Here is a 17,311-nt window from a genome sequence, read left to right on the forward strand (position 1 = left end):
CCTATTTCGGCTGAGCAGTAGTGCTAGTTGAAGCAGGTGGTGTTGGAGCTTGGGTCGATTGCTCCGCTGTATCTGTTGCTTCTACATAGCGATAGGTTTTCGCTTTAATAGAATAATTCAATGCAGGAATATCAGACTTGCTGTCTTTAGTTGGAGATACATCAACAGTAAAGTCATGCATGGTTACGATACGCGGCAACGCAGCAATACTACTCACAAAAGCTCCAAAGGCGTGATAATCACCTGTGGCTTCTATCGCAATCGGTTGTTCAATAAAGACTTCCTGTTTGACTTCATTTTCCAAGCGAATATTTTTAAATTTCAATCCTGAGTTCACACCAGTTAAGTTAATATCCTCAACCAAACTAGGAATCTCTGTTTCTTTAGGCAACTGCTCTAATTGCTGATTAAAATTTGCTTGCATCTCTTGAAGTTGGACTTGATACTGCCGCAAGTTACGTAATTTCGAATCTTTTTCTCGAAATTCGTTTAACAAGTTACTTTCCTGAGCTTGAGCATTATCAATTGCGTGTAGCTTTGGCTGAATAGCAACAAAATAACCCAAAGCTAATACAGCAAAGAAAATAAAAATCCAACAAGTAATTTTTACAGATATTGGCCAACTACCGTAGTTGTTCATATCCAGCGTATTAAATTGTTGAAGGAATTTATCGAGATTAAATTTCTTTTTCTTTGAAGCCGATTGCTCTAATGATAACTCGTGAAGTTCATCTTGACTCATTTGGCTGCCCCCGTATCTTTAGCTACGGCTGGTTTATCAGCATTATTATCAGCTGTGGTCACGCCCATTTCCCCTAAATCGACAGTCACAACAAAACTACCGTAATGATCTTCTACCCTAGGAAGAAGAGAACTTGCTGCCTTATCTTTTTTATCTTCAGTAGCCAAGAAAGAGTTCATAAAAGCATTTCGATACCAAGGAGATGCTTCAAGATTACGCAGTAGTTCAGCTACCGTATTTGGACTTTCAGCTTTACCTTCAATCGTAAATTTATCCCCAGTTCTGCTAAATTTCGTTAAATACATTGCAGGCGGCGTGACTCTGACTAACTCATCAACCAGTCTTACCACGACTGGACGCTGACTCTGTAAATCTTGAATCAATTTCATGCGCTCAATAATGGCATCACGTTGTTCTTGTAAACCATTTAATGCTTTTAATTGCTGATCAAGGTTTTGGTTAGTACTTGTAATAAGTTGATTTGCTTGTTCTTGATCATCTAATTTATGATCAAAATAGAACCACCCCCCAAATACGGTTGTAATTCCTAACACAACCACCCCAAAGCATAACGTTATAAATTGTTTTTTTCGTTGCTCCCTCAGCTCTTCACGCCAAGGTAGTAAATTAATTGTTGCCATTAATCAAAACTCCTTAAAGCCAAGCCACACGCCACCATTAAAGATGAGGCATCATTTTCAATTTTTTGAACGTCGACTTGAGGAGAAAAACCCATCTGTAAAAATGGATTGGCAATAGTGACACGGTAACCTAATTTTTGCTGCAAAAGCTTGGCAAGACCTGGAATATTCGCATTTCCGCCTGCAAGCAGAATATGGTCTATTTCGTTAAACTGAGATGAAGAAAAGAAAAACTGTAAAGAGCGGGCTGCCTGCTGAACTACGGCATCTAGAAACGGATCTAATACTTCAATTTCATAGTCATCTGGTAAAGAGCGATCTTTTTTCGCTCGACTTGCTTCGTCTAAAGACAAACCATAACGACTTTGAATTTCAAGCGTAAGTTGTTTTCCACCAAAAACTTGCTCACGGGTATAAATAATTTTGCCGTTTTGCATGACAGACAAGGTTGTCATGGTATGACCAATATCTAAAACCCCTATCGTATTTGCACCCATAGGTAAGCTATCAGCAAACACACTAAATGCGCGCTCAACAGCATAACTTTCAACATCAGCCAATTTAGGATTTAAATCTGCCAACTCAAGAACCTCAACGCGCGTTTCTACGTTTTCCGTTCTTGTTGCGACTAAGAGTACATTTACACGATTTGAATTCGCGAGACGGTCAGGTAGAACCTCAAAATCTAGGCTCACCTCATCCAAAGGGAACGGTATATACTGCTCCGCATCTACACGAATCTGAACTTCACGTTCATCATCGCTCATATCCGCATCCATCTCGATAGTTTTATGAATAACCGTCGATGTAGGAACAGCAATTGCAGCATTTTTAGTTTGGGGATTTGCTAAGTTAATCGCCCTTTCCAATGCTTCCGCTACTGCTTCTGGATTTAAGATATTTTTTTCAACTACACTGTTTTCAGGTAAAGGCATCAAAGCGTAGCTTTCAACCCAATATTTACCGTTCTTGACAGAGAGCTCTAACAACTTAACAGAAGTCGAACTAATATCGACGCCCATTAACCCCTTATTAGGTTTACGATATAACCTGAGCACACTATTGTCCTATTATTTTTTTATCCCCAAAAAAAATTACAAACCAACAATCTCGGTCTTTATTTTTACACGGATACAATATCTCATCTAACAATCCGCATGTCTAAAGGCTATACTGACCACAATTAGTTTGTATTCGATCTTATTAAAGCTTACTTATCATGAAAAAGCTATCCAGTTTGGGCTTCGTGCGTCCAATTTTTTTGATCATTATTATTATCTTAGTCTCACTTCCGATGGGATTTTATGGCATGTATCTCTATATTGCCCCAACCCTCCCGGAAATGAGTTCATTAAAGAAAGCACCACTTCTAAAACCATTACAAGTCTATACAGCCGATAATCAACTTATTGCTGAGTATGGTGGTAAACTTTCGATACCGGTTGAATACAAACAAATTCCTCCTGCTTTTATTCATGCATTTTTAGCTGCAGAAGACTCATCTTTCTTTGAGCATAGCGGTATTAGCTTTAAAGGTTTAGGTCGTGCTTTAAGCGAGAGTGTGACTGGTTCCGATGTGCAAACGGGTGGTTCGACTATCACAATGCAGGTCGCAAAAAACTATTATTTAAGTCCCGAGAGAACGTTAAAACGTAAACTAACAGAAATCTTTTTGGCTCGAAAAATTGAGCAAAACTTATCTAAAGAAGACATCTTAAGTCTTTATGTAAATAAGATTTTCTTGGGGAAAAATGCGTACGGTATCGCAGCAGCAGCCAAAATTTACTATAACAAAAGCATTAATGAACTTAGCATTGCTCAAATGGCAATGATTGCAGGTTTACCAAAAGCGCCATCCAAATATAACCCTGTTGTTAATCCTGAGCGTGCACTTGAACGCCGCAACTTGATTTTAGGCCGCATGTTACAACTCGGTTATATTTCTCAAGCGGAATATCAAAAAGCTGTGGCTGAGCCTATTAATTTGAATATGCCCAACCGCGACTTAAATAATATTCATCCATATGCTGGTGAAATGGTTCGCTCAGAGCTTGTAAAACATTTTGGTGAACAAGCCATTGACTCAGGTTATAAGGTTTATACGACCATTAATGCCCAACGTCAGGCTATTGCAGAGAAATCTGTACAAGATGGTCTTGAGGCTTATGACAGACGTCATGGTTGGCGTGGCGCAGAAGCACATGATAAACCATTAAGCCAATTTAGAGCTTATGCTAACACCTACCCCGCAGAAGTGACTAAAGTAAATAGCAACTCTTTTGATGCTTTAATGCAAGATGGTTCAACCGTCACTGTGCAATGGTCTGGTATGTCATGGGCCCGCCCCTATCGCAATGCAAACAGCGTAGGTGGAGCACCTTCACGTGCATCTCAAATTGTTAAAGTGAAAGATATTATTCGCTTACGTCCAAATGAAGCTAAAACTGCATGGTCGCTAGTTCAAGTACCAAAAGTTCAAGGCCAGCTTATTGCAATTAATCCAAATGATGGCTCAATTGAAGCGATTGTTGGTGGCTATAATTTTTATCAATCAAAATTTAACCGTGCTTTGCAAGGTTGGCGTCAACCAGGTTCTACCATCAAACCATTTCTTTATGCTTTGGCACTAGAGCGCGGTATGACACCTTACACCATGGTCAACGATAGTCCGATTACCATTGGCAAGTGGACACCAAAGAACTCTGATGGCCGTTACCTAGGCATGATCCCATTACGACGTGCTTTGTATTTATCTCGTAATACTGTATCTGTAAGACTTTTGCAGACTGTAGGGATTGAACGTACTCGCCAATTATTCATGGATTTTGGTTTACAAGAAGATCAAATTCCACGTAACTACACTATTGCCTTAGGTACACCTCAAGTATTACCAATTCAAATGGCAACGGGTTATGCAACCTTTGCAAATGGTGGTTACCGTGTTCAACCACATTTTATTCAACGTATTGAAGATGCATACGGTAAAGTTATTTACGAAGCTAAACCAGAATATGCATGTATTCCATGTATTAATGCCCCTGAAACAACAGATGATGCTCAAGCAACCACACCTGATGATCAAGTTGTTGAAGTGACCAATAAAGAGTTGGAGCAGAAAGAAAAAGCAGCTAAACAGCTTAATCTTAAACAGACAGATAAAAATAACAGTCAATATCGACAAGCTCAGCGTATTTTAAAATCAAGCTCTGCTTATGATATGGCGAATATCTTACGTGATGTAATTGAGCATGGTACTGGTCGTGCTGCACTTAAAATTGGCCGTAGTGACTTGGGTGGAAAAACAGGTACAACAAACGATGCAAAAGATGCATGGTTTGCAGGTTTTAATGGCAAATTAGTCGCTATTACTTGGGTTGGTTTCGACCAACCAACGACACTTGGTCGTCGCGAGTATGGTGGTATTGCCGCATTACCAATCTGGATTAACTTTATGGATCAATCGCTTAAAGGTACTCCAGCGTCTTGGGTTCGCTTAGAGAAAGATGCTCAAGCACCTATTTCTCGTGAAAAACAAGATGTCGCAAGTGAAGTTGGCGATAAGAAAACATATCGCGCAGCGCCACCATTGGCTCGACCACTTTATCGTCCTGCACCGCCACAGCCTAAAAACACTACCAATGACTTCGATGACTTACCAGGCGAAGAAATTGTAATTCCATCTAAAACAGCGCCTCCAGCAATGAAGCCCGCACAAGGAGCAGCACCGAAGCGTGACAAAGATGAATTAGAAAACTTGATTAACCAAATTGAGTAAAAATAAAAAAGCCATCGTTAGATGGCTTTTTTATTACGCTTTTGAAAAAGATAGATTTGAAAAGATGCCGTTACCTCTAATTGAGACTGCTGCTCTAACTGCATTCGACGCCCTGGAGAAGCCTTATATGCATATGGAGTCATAGCAATCAGATTCTTTAAAGCTTGTTGGTCAAGTAATAAAGGAGCATCTATAACTTGCTGTTCTTTCAACTCAAATAAATCTTGCAGTTGTTCAACAAACTTTTGCGGTGTGTGCGGATTGACCTGCTCAAACATTGCCTCACGCATCGCATATAAATGTTCAGTTGCAGGTGTGACAACAATTAAATATCCATCATCTTTTAGCACACGTAAAATTTCTGCTTGTGGAATTGGACTAAAAAGGCTGGTACACACATCCATACTTCGATCGATTACCGGTAAAGTCGCTCCAGTACCAACAACCCAAGTCACGTTGTGATTTAATTTTGCTGCGCGTTGTACAGCATTTTTCGCAATATCTACACCTACACACTGCTCAACAGCATCTTGCATTGCACTTGTGTAATAACCCTCACCACAACCAATATCGAGTACTGATTTAGCTTTAAACTGCTTTAGCAAAGCAACTACAGCTTGCTGTAAAGGTTGATAATAGCCACCTTGTAAAAAGGCACGGCGCGCATTTACAGACTCTGGAGTATCTCCTGGATTTTTACTGTGCTTATGTTGGACAACATGTAAGTTTACATAACCTTGTTTTGCAATGTCATAGCTATGACCCTGATCACATCGCCAAGTTTTATTTACCAGCTCTAGTCTTTGACGACACACAGGACACATTAAATTTCGCATAGTCACTTTTAATTATTCTCTTGTTCTTTTTGGTGTAAATAAGCCTTTGCATGCAGTCCAACAAATGTGCGGCCTGCATTTGTTCCAGAAATCCATTCATCTACATCAAACAAATCAAATAAACCAATTTTACTTAAAGTCGGAATCGCAATTTTTAATTCCTCTTCAATTTGGCCTCGCTGCCCTGCATTATACAAATCAATATTATGCAACATCGTCGCTACTGTTCCAGTTTGTACTTTACTACCATCTTTAAGTACAACTTGAGGTAATACTTCCCCATCACTAACCACTTTTTGGTTAATTACAGATAATTGGTCTAGCCCAACAACCTTTGTCATTTACCTCTCCAATAAAAAAAGCCAGTAGAAACTGGCTTTATATTGACACCAAAATAATTTCTAGCGCAATTTTAAGGTCATTAAGCCTAATACGACTAGTATAATCGTAATAATCCAGAACCGAATAACTACTTGAGTCTCTTTCCAGCCTTGTTTTTCATAGTGATGATGTAAAGGTGCCATCAAGAAGACACGCTTATTCCGCATCCGTAGCGACCCAATTTGCAGGAATACCGAAACAGCTTCCATCACAAAAACACCGCCCATAATCGCAAATACGATTTCTTGGCGCACCATCACAGCAATTGTTCCAAGCATTGCACCTAGAGCTAAAGCACCCACATCACCCATAAAGACTTGCGCTGGGTGTGCGTTATACCAAAGAAACGCCAAGCCTGCACCAATCATGGCAGAACAGATTACAACCAGCTCTGAAGTATATTTCACATATGGAATATGCAAATAATTAGCAAAACGGATGTCACCAGATAAGTAAGCGAATACACCTAAACCTGAAGCAACCATAACCACTGGCATAATGGCCAAACCATCCAAACCATCAGTTAAGTTAACCGCATTAGACGCACCATTAATGACTAAATAGGTGAATACAATAAATGCCAAACCTAAAGGAACGATAGAAAGTGGAATAGAAAGATTCTTAAAGAAAGGAATCAATAAATCCAACATATTTGCTGTATGTTCTGCATTAGATTGTTCAGTTGCAATTAAATATAACGCAATACCAGCACCGAGTGACGCAATAGAAGTCCAGAAGAATTTCTTACGAGCAGGTAAGCCAGCATTGTCTTTGTAGCGGATTTTAATCCAGTCATCTGCCCAGCCAACCGCACCAAACACAACCATCACACCAAGCACAATCCAAACATACGGATTAGATAAATCAGCCCACAATAGAGTACTAATACCAATTGAAAGCAGGATTAGAATCCCCCCCATCGTTGGTGTACCCATTTTTTTTGCATGATTTTCAGGAGCAAACGAACTTACTGCCTGACCGTATTTTAACGCTTGTAATTTACGAATCATGATCGGTCCGAGAACCAAACCAATGGTCAGTGACGTTAATACACTGAGTAAAGAACGTAATGTTAAATAACGAACGACTTGAAACGAACTGTGATAGCCCGCAAGTTGTTCAAACAACCATAACAGCATTTAAAGTTTCTCCATCAAATCAGCCATCAACGTTTCCATATGAGTAAAGCGAGAACCTTTAAACAGGAAACTCATGGACTGGGGTTGATGTGTTTGGATTAGATTGATTAAAAATGGAAGCGCCTCAGCTTGAGTCTGAAATGCTTTCAATTTATTAGAATGAAGGCCTGCACCTTCAAGAGCTGCCGAGGCAAAGTGCCCAACTGCAACAATATGGTCTAAAGGAAGTTCTGCAAGATCTCGACCTAAGTCGTGATGCTCTTGCCAACTACTATCGCCAAGCTCTCCAATATCACCCATCACCATGACTTTAATGCCATTTTGCTGAAGTAATACTTGTGCCGCAGCACGCATAGAGGTTGGATTGGCGTTATAAGTATCATCAATAAATAAGTAAGGCGCTTTTTGAATAAAGTTCAAACGACCTTTCGCACCTTGCGCTTGCTCTAAACCTTTTACAATATCTTCTAGGCTAATACCTAATGCTAAAGCAAACGCTACGGCTGCCGTTGCATTTTGTACATTATGCTCGCCAGCAAATGGCAATCGTACAAGGCTAGAACCTTGAGGCGTATGTAGCTGAAAATTGGCAGACTGTGGTAGCAGCTCAACTTCTGTAGCAAATACATCACCACCTATACCAAAGCTAGAAATTTGATGATCTTTGGCTGCTTCACGAATCTCGGCAGTGAAATCGTCTTGTTGCGGAGCAATAGCAACGCCCTGAGGCAAAATATGACGATAAATTTCCGATTTAGCACGGCAAATGCCATCACGTCCACCGAACTCACCTAAATGAGCAGTTCCAATATTTAAAATGCCCGCGACGTGTGGCTGAACGAGTTTTGATGTGTAATCAATTTCACCTTGATGATTTGCACCAAGTTCCATCACCGCGTATTGATGTTCCTTGCGAAGCTCAAGCAGCATCATCGGCACGCCAAGGTCATTATTTAAGTTGCCTCGCGTAATGAGTGTAGGTGCTAAACGTGACAGTATGCTTCCTAGCATTTCTTTCGTGGTAGTTTTGCCACTACTTCCCGTTAAAGCAATCACTTTCAATTGAGCATTTTGTTGACGGCGATAACCACCAAGTTGCCCCAAAGCTAAACGAGTATCAGCAACCACAAGCTGAGCAATATCAACATCTAATGGACGTTCAACAATCGCAATTTGACAACCCTTTGCTGCAACTTGTGCAACAAAATCATGTGCATCGAAACGTTCACCTTTTAGTGCTAAAAAGGCGTCCCCACTTTCTGCATGACGCGAGTCAGTCAAAATACGTTTAATTTCAGTTTGAGGGATCTGGTCTTTATGCCAGTAACCCTGTGTTGCCTGTTGTAATTGTTGAGCTGTCCACGGTTCCAAAGGCACGGTACTGGTGGTTGAAGTATGCATAATTGTTCCTATTGTGCAGGGTAAGCAGCATCTACCGTATGATGTTGTGCATCAATCGCAGAACGCACTTCAACCACATCATCAAACCAGTGACGCACACCATTAATTTCTTGATAATTTTCATGACCTTTACCGGCAATCACTACAATGTCACCAGCTTGAGCTTGTTCTGCAACAAATTTAATTGCTTCACGGCGGTCATGAATTTCATGCATACGGTGCCCTGAAAAATCGATTCCTTGCTTCATGTCAGTAAAAATCTGTTCAGGGTCTTCTGTTCTTGGGTTATCTGAAGTCAAAATAACCGGATTTGCACCATCTAAAGCGGCTTGAGTCATGAGTGGACGCTTACCACGGTCACGGTCTCCACCACATCCAAATACCGCCCAAAGCTCATTAGAGACATGTCGCTTTAAGGTCTTAAGCACTTGAATTAATGCATCTGGTGTATGTGCATAATCGACTACAAACAATCGCTCATCATCACGAATGACTTGCATTCGGCCTGGGGCACCAACTAGTTTAGGAACAAAATTAACTAATGCTTGTAAATCGAAACCAGCTTGCTCAGCAGCTATGAGCGCGGCAATCAAATTTTCAACATTAAAATGGCCTAATAGCGGACTTTCTACCGTAAATGAACCTTGCTGACATACCAGATTAAAGGTTGCACCAGTCAAGCTATAGCTTAAATCGGTAATGTAATAATCGGCTGTATTTTGAGTTAATGAATAAGTCAAAATTTTAGGTTGCGCTGGATTATTCTGAGCAGACTTAATCATTACATCTGCATGTGCATCATCTAAATTAATAACAGCAATTTTTAATGAATTAAATTGGAACAAACGAGCCTTTGCTTCTGCATAAGCTTCTAAAGTGCCATGATAATCAAGATGGTCACGACTTAAGTTACTATAAACAGCAATTTCAATCTCACAGCCATTTAGTCGCCCCTGCTCAAGACCATGCGAACTCGCTTCTAATGAAGCAAAAGTTGCACCCTGCTTAGCATAAGCATGTAATTCATTTTGTAATTGTAGAGCATCAAGAGTGGTATGCGTAGAAGGTGTCAAGTCCGGTAAAATACCATTACCAGTCGTCCCCATCACTGCACAGCGCTGCTGTTGTGAACTAATTAACTCAGCAATTAAGCGAGAAATAGTCGTTTTACCATTTGTCCCTGTTACAGCAATAATCCTTAATGGTTTAACTGTATCAGTCTGTTGTAAATAACGTTTTTGCCACTCACCCATACGCTGGCGCACATCAGGGCATACCCACTCATTTGCAACACCTAATTCGGTTTCACTAATGACAGCAAGTGCCCCATTTGCTAAAGCTGCTTCAGCAAATGTACGTGTTTTTTCAGGTTGGCTATAACTGGTCAAAGCAATAAAAATTTGGCCTGTTTCGATTTTACGACTATCTAAACCAAAGCCATGAAATGGCTGGTGAGGCCATTGTGCATCAATCTCGATTGGATTAATTTCTTGAAAAGAAACAGTCATAGCTTACCTGCGAGTAGGATTCTGTGGAGTATTAAGTGGCTTATCAAGCGGTACGTTCATTAAACGTAGCGACTCTTGCATAATACGAGCAAAAACTGGGGCAGCAACCAAACCACCGTAATAACGACCTTGTGGATTCTCCACAACCACAATAACAGCTAGACGCGGATCACTGATTGGTGCAACGCCAGCAAATAAAGCACGATATTCACTATTTGAGTAACCTTTACCATCCGCACGTAATTTATGAGCGGTACCTGTTTTACCGCCTACTCTATACCCCGGGATATTGGCCTGTGTCGCCGTACCACCCGGCATAGTCACTTGCTCAAGCATTAACAAGACTTGATCAGCAATTTTAGGATTTAAAACCTGCTCACCTTTAGGTGCCTGATCCAATTTATGCAAACTTAATGGCATTTCGACGCCATGATTTGCAAGCATCGCATAGCCTTGTGCCAACTGAAGAATAGTTGCGTTTAGACCATAACCATAAGCCATGGTACCAATTTGAGAAGAGTTTAATTTACTTACAGGAAGTACTAAACCAGCACTTTCACCCGGGAACTTCACTGCAGAACGCTTACCAAATCCAACACGCTTAAAGAAGGTCGGCAATGTCTCTTTCGGAAGTGATAATGCAATTTTTGCAGAACCTACGTTTGATGACTTAATAATGACACCAGTTACAGTCAAAGCCCCGTAGTTATGGGTATCACGAATCGTATGCCAACCCAGACGCATTGAGCCGGGTGAGGTATTTACAATGGTATTCGGCGTATATTGCCCAGTTTCCAAAGCAGATGAAATCGTGAATGGTTTCATGGTTGAACCCGGCTCGAACATATCGATCGCACCACGGTTACGCATAGCATCTTTATTAGATAAGCCATTCTTATCATTTGGGTTGTAAGATGGCCAACTGGTCATTGCTAAAATCTCACCAGTTTTAACATCAACCGCAATAGCCGTTGCTGAACGTGCATTATTCGCAACGCCTGCGGCCGTCAATTCACGATACATAATATACTGTAAGCGAGAGTCGATACTTAAAGTGATGTTCTCACCCGGCTCGCCCTCACGGATTACTTCAGAAACTTTTAAGCGATTACCGCGCTTATCACGAATAATTTTTTGTTCGCCATCGACGCCAGAAAGCTGTTTATTCAACTGCATTTCCAAACCCTCAACACCTTTTCCATCACTATTGGTCAAGCCAATAATTTGGGCGTTAGGCTGTGGTTGCGGATAATAGCGTTTGTAAGTTTTCTCCGCATAGACCCCTTGGAAGTTGCCTTTCATAATAAGGTCAGCTTGTTGCGGTGGAACTTCTTTTTTCAAAACTAGATAGCGAGAACGCGGACGCGCATTCATCTGCTTCTTAAGATCAGCACGATCAACACCAACTACATCAGCAAGCTCATCTAGGTTTAAATTTTTATCAGGTAACTGGCGTTTTAATTTACGATTTTTTGGATCTTGTTTTAATTCAGCCGTAATTTGATCGTATAAATGTTTGGTTTCAAAATAATCACGCGGGTCCATCACAATTTTCATGATTGGACTACTAATCGCTAAAGGCACACCGTGGCGATCGCTAATCACACCACGCATAGCCTCTATACGTTCAGTACGCAAAATATTGGCATTGGCCTTATTTTGTAAAAAGTCCTTATTAATGATTTGAACATAAAATGCACGCGCAATTAATACCACAAAACACAGTAGTACCACTGCCCAGAGCAGATAAAACCGCCACATATCAAAGGCAAGACTTGGTTTTTCCGAAATAGACTGCTGTTTTTTTCGTGTTTGCTTTGTTCGCTTATCTACCATACAGCAAGGCCTTACTTATTGTGCTCTGGAGTCATCGGTAAAGAAATTACCACCGTTTCTGCAGCAGGTGGCGAAAACATTCGTAATTGTGTGACAGCGCGTGTACCAATTTGAGCAGTAGCACCAAACGTTTGCTGCTCAATCAATAAACGTCCCCACTCAGCATTGAGATCGTCACGTTCACGCATATAAGAGCTTAGCTCTCTATAATCATGACGATACTCAAACACCTGTAATACCACCATCATGGCACTGATAAAAACCACTGCCACCATGACTGCATACACTACGAATTTTTTGACCACTTTTTTTCCTGTGGTTTCGATTTCATCACTGCTTTTCATTACTCGCCTTTTTGTTCCAAGCGTTCAGCAACCCGAAGCCATGCACTACGTGAACGTGGGTTCGCTTTTACTTCTTGTTCACTCGCACGAACCCGCGAAATTTTCTTTAATCTTCTTGTATCAACCTGCTGCTCTGGCATACCCCAACCAGAATCCTCGGCCAAAGTTGATTCTTTTTGAATAAACTGTTTGATCAAGCGGTCTTCAAGCGAATGGAAGCTGATCACCGACAAACGTCCTTTTGGTTTAAGCAAGTCTACAGCTTGCGGCAAAAACACTTCAATATCATCCAGTTCTTTGTTAATAGCAATACGGATTGCCTGAAAAGTACGCGTAGCTGGATGCTTATGCTTTTCCCATTTTGGATGAGCTGTTTTTACAAGTTCAGCCAATTGCGCCGTAGTATCTAATTTTCCGGCTTGTTTAATTGCTTTCGCAATACGTCGACTATATCGTTCTTCACCGTATTGATAAATGATATTAGCCAATTGTTCTTCTTCAATTTCAAGTAACCATTCAGCAGCCGTCAAGCCTTTAGAATTATCCATGCGCATGTCTAAAGGGCCGTCTTGCATGAAACTAAAACCACGTTCTGCTTGGTCTAATTGAGGAGAAGACACACCTAGGTCAGCCATAATCCCATCAACGCTTTGCACCCCAATTTCCTGCATTTTTTCTTTTATATCAGCAAAACTTGCATGAATAATGGTAAATCTTGGGTCTTCTTGTGCCAAGGCAGCTGCAACTTCCAAAGCTTGAGGGTCTTTATCAAAAGCATATACTCGGGCATTTTCATCGAGTTTAGACAATAACAAGCGCGTATGCCCGCCTCGTCCAAAGGTTGCATCGATATACACCCCAGTTGTGCGATCTGCCAATAAGCTTTCAACGGTCTCAAAAAGTAAGACAGAAATATGCGACATAGGAGTTAAATCATAGCGTAAAAATGTAACTGCACATTATCACCTTGTTTATGATGAACACCAAACGGCTTTTTGTAGGAAAATATTAATTTTTCATAGAGAAAACCGTTTTCTTTGCATTTTTTAAGCAAAATAAAAAAGCAAGCTCACCTTTTCAGGTTCACTTGCTTCAATATTAAAAGTTTAAGTAATTTTTAAACTAGAGAACTGCACATATTTTATTTACTGTTTACCATCATAAATCTGATCAAAGATGGCTCCATTGGCAAAATGAGTTTGCTGAGCTTTTGCCCATCCACCAAAAACATCATTAATTGTAAATAATTTAATTTTTGGAAATTGTGCTGCATATTTAGCAGCGACCTGAGGATTACGTGGACGGAAATAATGTTTAGCGGCCAACTCTTGCCCTAAAGGTGAATATAAGAAGTTGAGATACCCTTTGGCTAAAGTACGGTTACCATCCTTATCGACTGTTTTATCTACAATCGCAACAGATGGCTCTGCCAAAATTGAAATGGATGGGTAAACAATTTCATATTTATCTTTATCAAGGCCTTTAGTTGCCAATAATGCTTCATTCTCCCAAGAAAGTAGAACGTCTCCAATTCCGCGCTCAGCAAATGTAGTAAGCGAACCACGTGCCCCAGAATCTAGCACTTTGACATTGTGATAAAGTTTTTTAACCAGCTCTTTTGCTTTTGCATCATTTCCACCTGGCTGTTTTAAAGCATATCCCCATGCAGAAAGATAAATCCAGCGCGGTGCCCCGCCTGTTTTCGGATTAGGCGTAATAATTTCAACACCCGGCTTAGTTAAATCATTCCAGTCACGAATATTTTTTGGATTACCTTTTCTAACCAAAAACACGACTGTAGATGTATATGGTGCCGAGTTATTAGGAAATTCTTTTTGCCAGTTTGGCTGGATATATCCTGCTTTAACAATTTCATCAATATCGTTTGCTAAAGCCAAAGTCACCACGTCAGCCTGAAGACCAGTTGCTACGGCTCGAGCCTGTTTTCCTGAACCACCATGGGATTGTTTAAAATCGACATCCTGACCAGTACGTTGTTTCCAAAATTTTCCGAATGCCTGATTATATTCTTGATAAAATTCGCGGGTTGGATCATAAGAAACATTTAAAAATGTAGTCGCAGCCTGCACCGCAGTTACTGCCAACCCCATATATGTTGCAACTGCAATTATTGCTATTTTTTTCATTTATTAAAAAATCCAATTTATTTTAAACCCTAATATTATTTTTATTTTTCTATTTTTCAATCAAACACTTATAATATTTTAAGGTTTGCTAATTACTTTAAAAGATATAATCAACGATTACTTTTTATTCATAATTTCGAAAAGTTTTGTAATTATTCTTATAGTTTATTTATAGTCTTCACTTTATCTACACATTAATTTGTTAAATAATGAGACGTAATGGATACAGATAGGCTACATTTGAAAGATACCAAGGTGAAATAAAGGTATTTTTTGTAAAAAGTGTGACATAGTTCTACTTTTTTATTAAAATTTATGTTTGAATCGTAGCGTTACCGTAATTTACATTTGGTTAAACTCAAAAAATAGACGAAATGTACATACTGAGGGGATGAGCAAAAATGAAAATTAATTATGGAAAAGCTTTGAGTTTGGGTTTGGTGCTCAGTTTTGCATCGCAATTATCTACTGCCGCAGCACTCAAAGATACACCGAGCAAAAGCGTTTCTGACCGTCAGTCTTCGCTTATTGAAAAAGCGTTAGACCAACAAAAACGTAATACCATAGCCTTACCATCTACAGATGATGAGCTAAAAGTACTTAACACTATTCGTGTAACACCTACTCAAAATTTTCTTGCTGCACAGCATGAACGTTTTTCACGTTTTGTTCAGGCAATCTTCCAGCCGCATACCTCTTAATATTTGAAACGGCCCCTCATCGTTTCAAATTAAGCCCAGTCTGTCGTTAAATAAAAACGTCAGAATACTGGGCTTTTTCGTTATAATAGTTTCAATTTTTATTTTGACCCATAATCTATGAAAGTTCGTACTCGTATTGCACCTTCTCCTACTGGTTTCCCACATGTTGGTACTGCCTACATTGCTTTATTTAATATGTGTTTTGCAAAACAACACGGTGGGGAATTTATTTTAAGAATTGAAGATACAGACCAGCTTCGCTCTACGCCAGAATCTGAAAAAATGATTTTAGATTCATTACGCTGGTTAGGTTTAAACTGGTCTGAAGGTCCAGATGTAGGCGGCTCTCACGCACCTTATCGCCAATCAGAGCGCATGGGAATTTATAAGCAATACGCGTTAGAACTTGTTGAAAAAGGTCATGCTTTTTACTGTTTCGCGACAGCCGAAGAACTAGATCAAATGCGTGCCGAGCAACAAGCTCGTGGTGAAACACCAAAATATGATGGTCGTGGTTTAAAGCTTTCTCAAGAAGAAGTTACTCGCCGCCTTGAAGCAGGTGAACCTCATGTCATTCGTATGAAAGTGCCAGAAGAAGGTGTATGTAAATTTAATGACTTATTGCGTGGGGAAGTAGAAATTCCTTGGGCACAAGTCGACATGCAAGTTCTTCTTAAAACAGATGGTTTGCCAACTTACCATTTAGCCAATGTAGTTGATGACCATTTAATGGAAATCACTCATGTATTACGTGGTGAAGAATGGCTTCCATCTGCACCAAAGCATCAGTTGCTTTACCAATACTTTGGCTGGGAAATGCCAACACTTTGCCACATGCCATTATTACGCAACCCAGATAAATCGAAGTTATCTAAACGTAAAAACCCAACATCAATTAATTACTACCGCGATATCGGTGTTCTACCAGAAGCCTTACTCAACTATTTAGGCCGTATGGGCTGGTCAATGCCAGATGAGCGTGAAGTATTCACCCTGCAAGACATGATGGATCACTTTGATATTCAACGTGTATCTTTAGGTGGCCCAATTTTCGATGTTGAAAAACTCAATTGGTTAAATGGTCAATGGATTAAAGGCTTAACACCAGGCCAATTATTAGACCGATTACTTACTTGGAAAAGTGATCGCAGCACTTTAGAAGACATTGCTGCGGCTATTCAACCACGTATTAATTTACTTTCTGAAGCTGTGAATTGGGCTGGTTTTTACTTTAACCATATGCCACAAATTACAGCCGAAATGTTTGAAAGTAAAAAATTGACTCAAGAACAAGTTCGTCAAAGCTTACAATTTGCAATTTGGCGTCTTGAAGGTCAATTTACTTGGAATAATGACACGGTTAGCCAAACCTTAATGGACTTGGCAAATCAGATGGGCATTAAATTACGTGACTTTATGCCAGCGTTCTTTATTGCAATTGCCGGTTCAACCAGTTCAACACCAGTGATGCAATCAATGGTTACGATTGGTCCTGATTTAACCTTTGCTCGTTTAAGACATGCATTAGAAATTGTGGGTGCACCGAGCAAAAAAGAAGTAAAAATCTGGGAAAAACTCAATGAAAGCTTAAAATTGCCGAAAAATGAAGCAACTAGCGAAGCTTAATTCATTTTTTTGTTGACGTGTGAGCGCATTCACCCTAATATTGCGCTCACACAAACTGGGGCCATAGCTCAGTTGGTAGAGCGCTACAATGGCATTGTAGAGGTCAGCGGTTCGATCCCGCTTGGCTCCACCAAGATCCTTTGTGTTTGCCTCATCAAGTCCCTATCGTCTAGAGGCCTAGGACATCGCCCTTTCACGGCGGTAACCGGGGTTCGAATCCCCGTAGGGACGCCA

At 40.2% G+C, this 17,311-nt stretch carries 15 protein-coding genes and 2 tRNA genes; 5 read left to right on the forward strand and 12 right to left on the reverse strand.

What is annotated here, in order from left to right; translation table 11 throughout:
- Nucleotide 1: 1 nt before the first annotated feature.
- Genes B554_RS0109570 through B554_RS0109580 form a run of 3 tightly spaced genes read right to left on the reverse strand, consistent with a single transcriptional unit; the run spans nucleotide 2 to nucleotide 2,441 of the window.
- On the reverse strand, nucleotides 2-742 hold the full coding sequence (locus B554_RS0109570) for a type 4a pilus biogenesis protein PilO (RefSeq protein WP_019457874.1): 741 nt from the start codon (nucleotides 740-742) through the stop codon (nucleotides 2-4).
- Nucleotides 739-1,383 (reverse strand): PilN domain-containing protein, encoded by a 645-nt coding sequence (locus B554_RS0109575; RefSeq protein ID WP_019457875.1) that lies wholly within the window; start codon nucleotides 1,381-1,383, stop codon nucleotides 739-741. The genes B554_RS0109570 and B554_RS0109575 overlap by 4 nt, the downstream gene beginning before the upstream one ends.
- Complete coding sequence (locus B554_RS0109580; RefSeq protein ID WP_004705187.1) at nucleotides 1,383-2,441, reverse strand: pilus assembly protein PilM; 1,059 nt, start codon at nucleotides 2,439-2,441, stop codon at nucleotides 1,383-1,385. The genes B554_RS0109575 and B554_RS0109580 overlap by 1 nt, the downstream gene beginning before the upstream one ends.
- Nucleotides 2,442-2,602: 161 nt before the next feature.
- Between B554_RS0109580 and ponA the strand changes: the two genes are divergently transcribed.
- Nucleotides 2,603-5,158, forward strand: a complete 2,556-nt coding sequence (gene ponA / locus B554_RS0109585; RefSeq protein ID WP_019457877.1) for a penicillin-binding protein PBP1a — start codon at nucleotides 2,603-2,605, stop codon at nucleotides 5,156-5,158.
- A gap of 17 nt (nucleotides 5,159-5,175) precedes the next feature.
- Here the strand turns inward: ponA and B554_RS0109590 are convergent, their stop codons facing one another.
- The 9 genes from B554_RS0109590 to B554_RS0109630 all read right to left on the reverse strand — a co-directional run bounded on the left by B554_RS0109590 (nucleotide 5,176) and on the right by B554_RS0109630 (nucleotide 14,750).
- Nucleotides 5,176-5,994 (reverse strand): putative RNA methyltransferase, encoded by an 819-nt coding sequence (locus tag B554_RS0109590; protein WP_081400342.1) that lies wholly within the window; start codon nucleotides 5,992-5,994, stop codon nucleotides 5,176-5,178.
- Between the two features lie 8 nt (nucleotides 5,995-6,002).
- Complete coding sequence (locus tag B554_RS0109595; protein ID WP_019457879.1) at nucleotides 6,003-6,335, reverse strand: hypothetical protein; 333 nt, start codon at nucleotides 6,333-6,335, stop codon at nucleotides 6,003-6,005.
- Between the two features lie 60 nt (nucleotides 6,336-6,395).
- On the reverse strand, nucleotides 6,396-7,514 hold the full coding sequence (gene mraY / locus B554_RS0109600; RefSeq protein WP_004705178.1) for a phospho-N-acetylmuramoyl-pentapeptide-transferase: 1,119 nt from the start codon (nucleotides 7,512-7,514) through the stop codon (nucleotides 6,396-6,398).
- Nucleotides 7,515-8,915 (reverse strand): UDP-N-acetylmuramoyl-tripeptide--D-alanyl-D-alanine ligase, encoded by a 1,401-nt coding sequence (locus B554_RS0109605; protein ID WP_019457880.1) that lies wholly within the window; start codon nucleotides 8,913-8,915, stop codon nucleotides 7,515-7,517.
- 8 nt (nucleotides 8,916-8,923) lie between these two features.
- Nucleotides 8,924-10,423: a UDP-N-acetylmuramoyl-L-alanyl-D-glutamate--2,6-diaminopimelate ligase gene (locus tag B554_RS0109610; RefSeq protein ID WP_019457881.1), complete on the reverse strand. Its 1,500-nt coding sequence runs from the start codon at nucleotides 10,421-10,423 to the stop codon at nucleotides 8,924-8,926.
- 3 nt (nucleotides 10,424-10,426) lie between these two features.
- Nucleotides 10,427-12,259: a penicillin-binding protein PBP3 gene (ftsI, locus tag B554_RS0109615; RefSeq protein WP_019457882.1), complete on the reverse strand. Its 1,833-nt coding sequence runs from the start codon at nucleotides 12,257-12,259 to the stop codon at nucleotides 10,427-10,429.
- Nucleotides 12,260-12,270: 11 nt separating this feature from the next.
- Nucleotides 12,271-12,603: a cell division protein FtsL gene (locus tag B554_RS0109620; RefSeq protein WP_004705170.1), complete on the reverse strand. Its 333-nt coding sequence runs from the start codon at nucleotides 12,601-12,603 to the stop codon at nucleotides 12,271-12,273.
- Nucleotides 12,603-13,526, reverse strand: coding sequence for a 16S rRNA (cytosine(1402)-N(4))-methyltransferase RsmH (rsmH, locus tag B554_RS0109625; protein WP_019457883.1), 924 nt, complete (start codon nucleotides 13,524-13,526; stop codon nucleotides 12,603-12,605). Before rsmH ends, B554_RS0109620 begins: the two co-directional genes overlap by 1 nt.
- A 222-nt stretch (nucleotides 13,527-13,748) precedes the next feature.
- On the reverse strand, nucleotides 13,749-14,750 hold the full coding sequence (locus B554_RS0109630) for a sulfate ABC transporter substrate-binding protein (protein ID WP_019457884.1): 1,002 nt from the start codon (nucleotides 14,748-14,750) through the stop codon (nucleotides 13,749-13,751).
- Between the two features lie 401 nt (nucleotides 14,751-15,151).
- Between B554_RS0109630 and B554_RS0109635 the strand changes: the two genes are divergently transcribed.
- From B554_RS0109635 to B554_RS0109650, 4 genes are all read left to right on the forward strand, one after another.
- A complete protein-coding gene (locus B554_RS0109635) occupies nucleotides 15,152-15,451 on the forward strand; it encodes a hypothetical protein (RefSeq protein ID WP_004705163.1) in 300 nt (99 codons plus the stop codon).
- Nucleotides 15,452-15,568: 117 nt separating this feature from the next.
- Complete coding sequence (gene gltX, locus B554_RS0109640) at nucleotides 15,569-17,077, forward strand: glutamate--tRNA ligase (RefSeq protein WP_019457885.1); 1,509 nt, start codon at nucleotides 15,569-15,571, stop codon at nucleotides 17,075-17,077.
- Between the two features lie 57 nt (nucleotides 17,078-17,134).
- Nucleotides 17,135-17,210 (forward strand) — tRNA-Ala (locus tag B554_RS0109645).
- A 25-nt stretch (nucleotides 17,211-17,235) separates the two neighbouring features.
- Nucleotides 17,236-17,311: transfer RNA gene (locus B554_RS0109650), tRNA-Glu, on the forward strand.

Source organism: Acinetobacter sp. GG2, assembly GCF_000292385.1.
Classification (GTDB): Bacteria; Pseudomonadota; Gammaproteobacteria; order Pseudomonadales; family Moraxellaceae; genus Acinetobacter; species Acinetobacter seifertii.

Coding starts and splice junctions, on each gene's coding strand:
- mraY (WP_004705178.1), bottom strand. CDS start 7,514: ATGCTGTTATGGTTGTTTGAACAACTTGCGGGCTATCACAGTTCGTTT.
- B554_RS0109605 (WP_019457880.1), bottom strand. CDS start 8,915: ATGCATACTTCAACCACCAGTACCGTGCCTTTGGAACCGTGGACAGCT.
- B554_RS0109575 (WP_019457875.1), bottom strand. CDS start 1,383: ATGGCAACAATTAATTTACTACCTTGGCGTGAAGAGCTGAGGGAGCAA.
- ponA (WP_019457877.1), top strand. CDS start 2,603: ATGAAAAAGCTATCCAGTTTGGGCTTCGTGCGTCCAATTTTTTTGATC.
- B554_RS0109590 (WP_081400342.1), bottom strand. CDS start 5,994: ATGCGAAATTTAATGTGTCCTGTGTGTCGTCAAAGACTAGAGCTGGTA.
- B554_RS0109570 (WP_019457874.1), bottom strand. CDS start 742: ATGAGTCAAGATGAACTTCACGAGTTATCATTAGAGCAATCGGCTTCA.
- B554_RS0109595 (WP_019457879.1), bottom strand. CDS start 6,335: ATGACAAAGGTTGTTGGGCTAGACCAATTATCTGTAATTAACCAAAAA.
- B554_RS0109610 (WP_019457881.1), bottom strand. CDS start 10,423: ATGACTGTTTCTTTTCAAGAAATTAATCCAATCGAGATTGATGCACAA.
- B554_RS0109635 (WP_004705163.1), top strand. CDS start 15,152: ATGAAAATTAATTATGGAAAAGCTTTGAGTTTGGGTTTGGTGCTCAGT.
- ftsI (WP_019457882.1), bottom strand. CDS start 12,259: ATGGTAGATAAGCGAACAAAGCAAACACGAAAAAAACAGCAGTCTATT.
- B554_RS0109620 (WP_004705170.1), bottom strand. CDS start 12,603: ATGAAAAGCAGTGATGAAATCGAAACCACAGGAAAAAAAGTGGTCAAA.
- gltX (WP_019457885.1), top strand. CDS start 15,569: ATGAAAGTTCGTACTCGTATTGCACCTTCTCCTACTGGTTTCCCACAT.
- rsmH (WP_019457883.1), bottom strand. CDS start 13,526: ATGTCGCATATTTCTGTCTTACTTTTTGAGACCGTTGAAAGCTTATTG.
- B554_RS0109630 (WP_019457884.1), bottom strand. CDS start 14,750: ATGAAAAAAATAGCAATAATTGCAGTTGCAACATATATGGGGTTGGCA.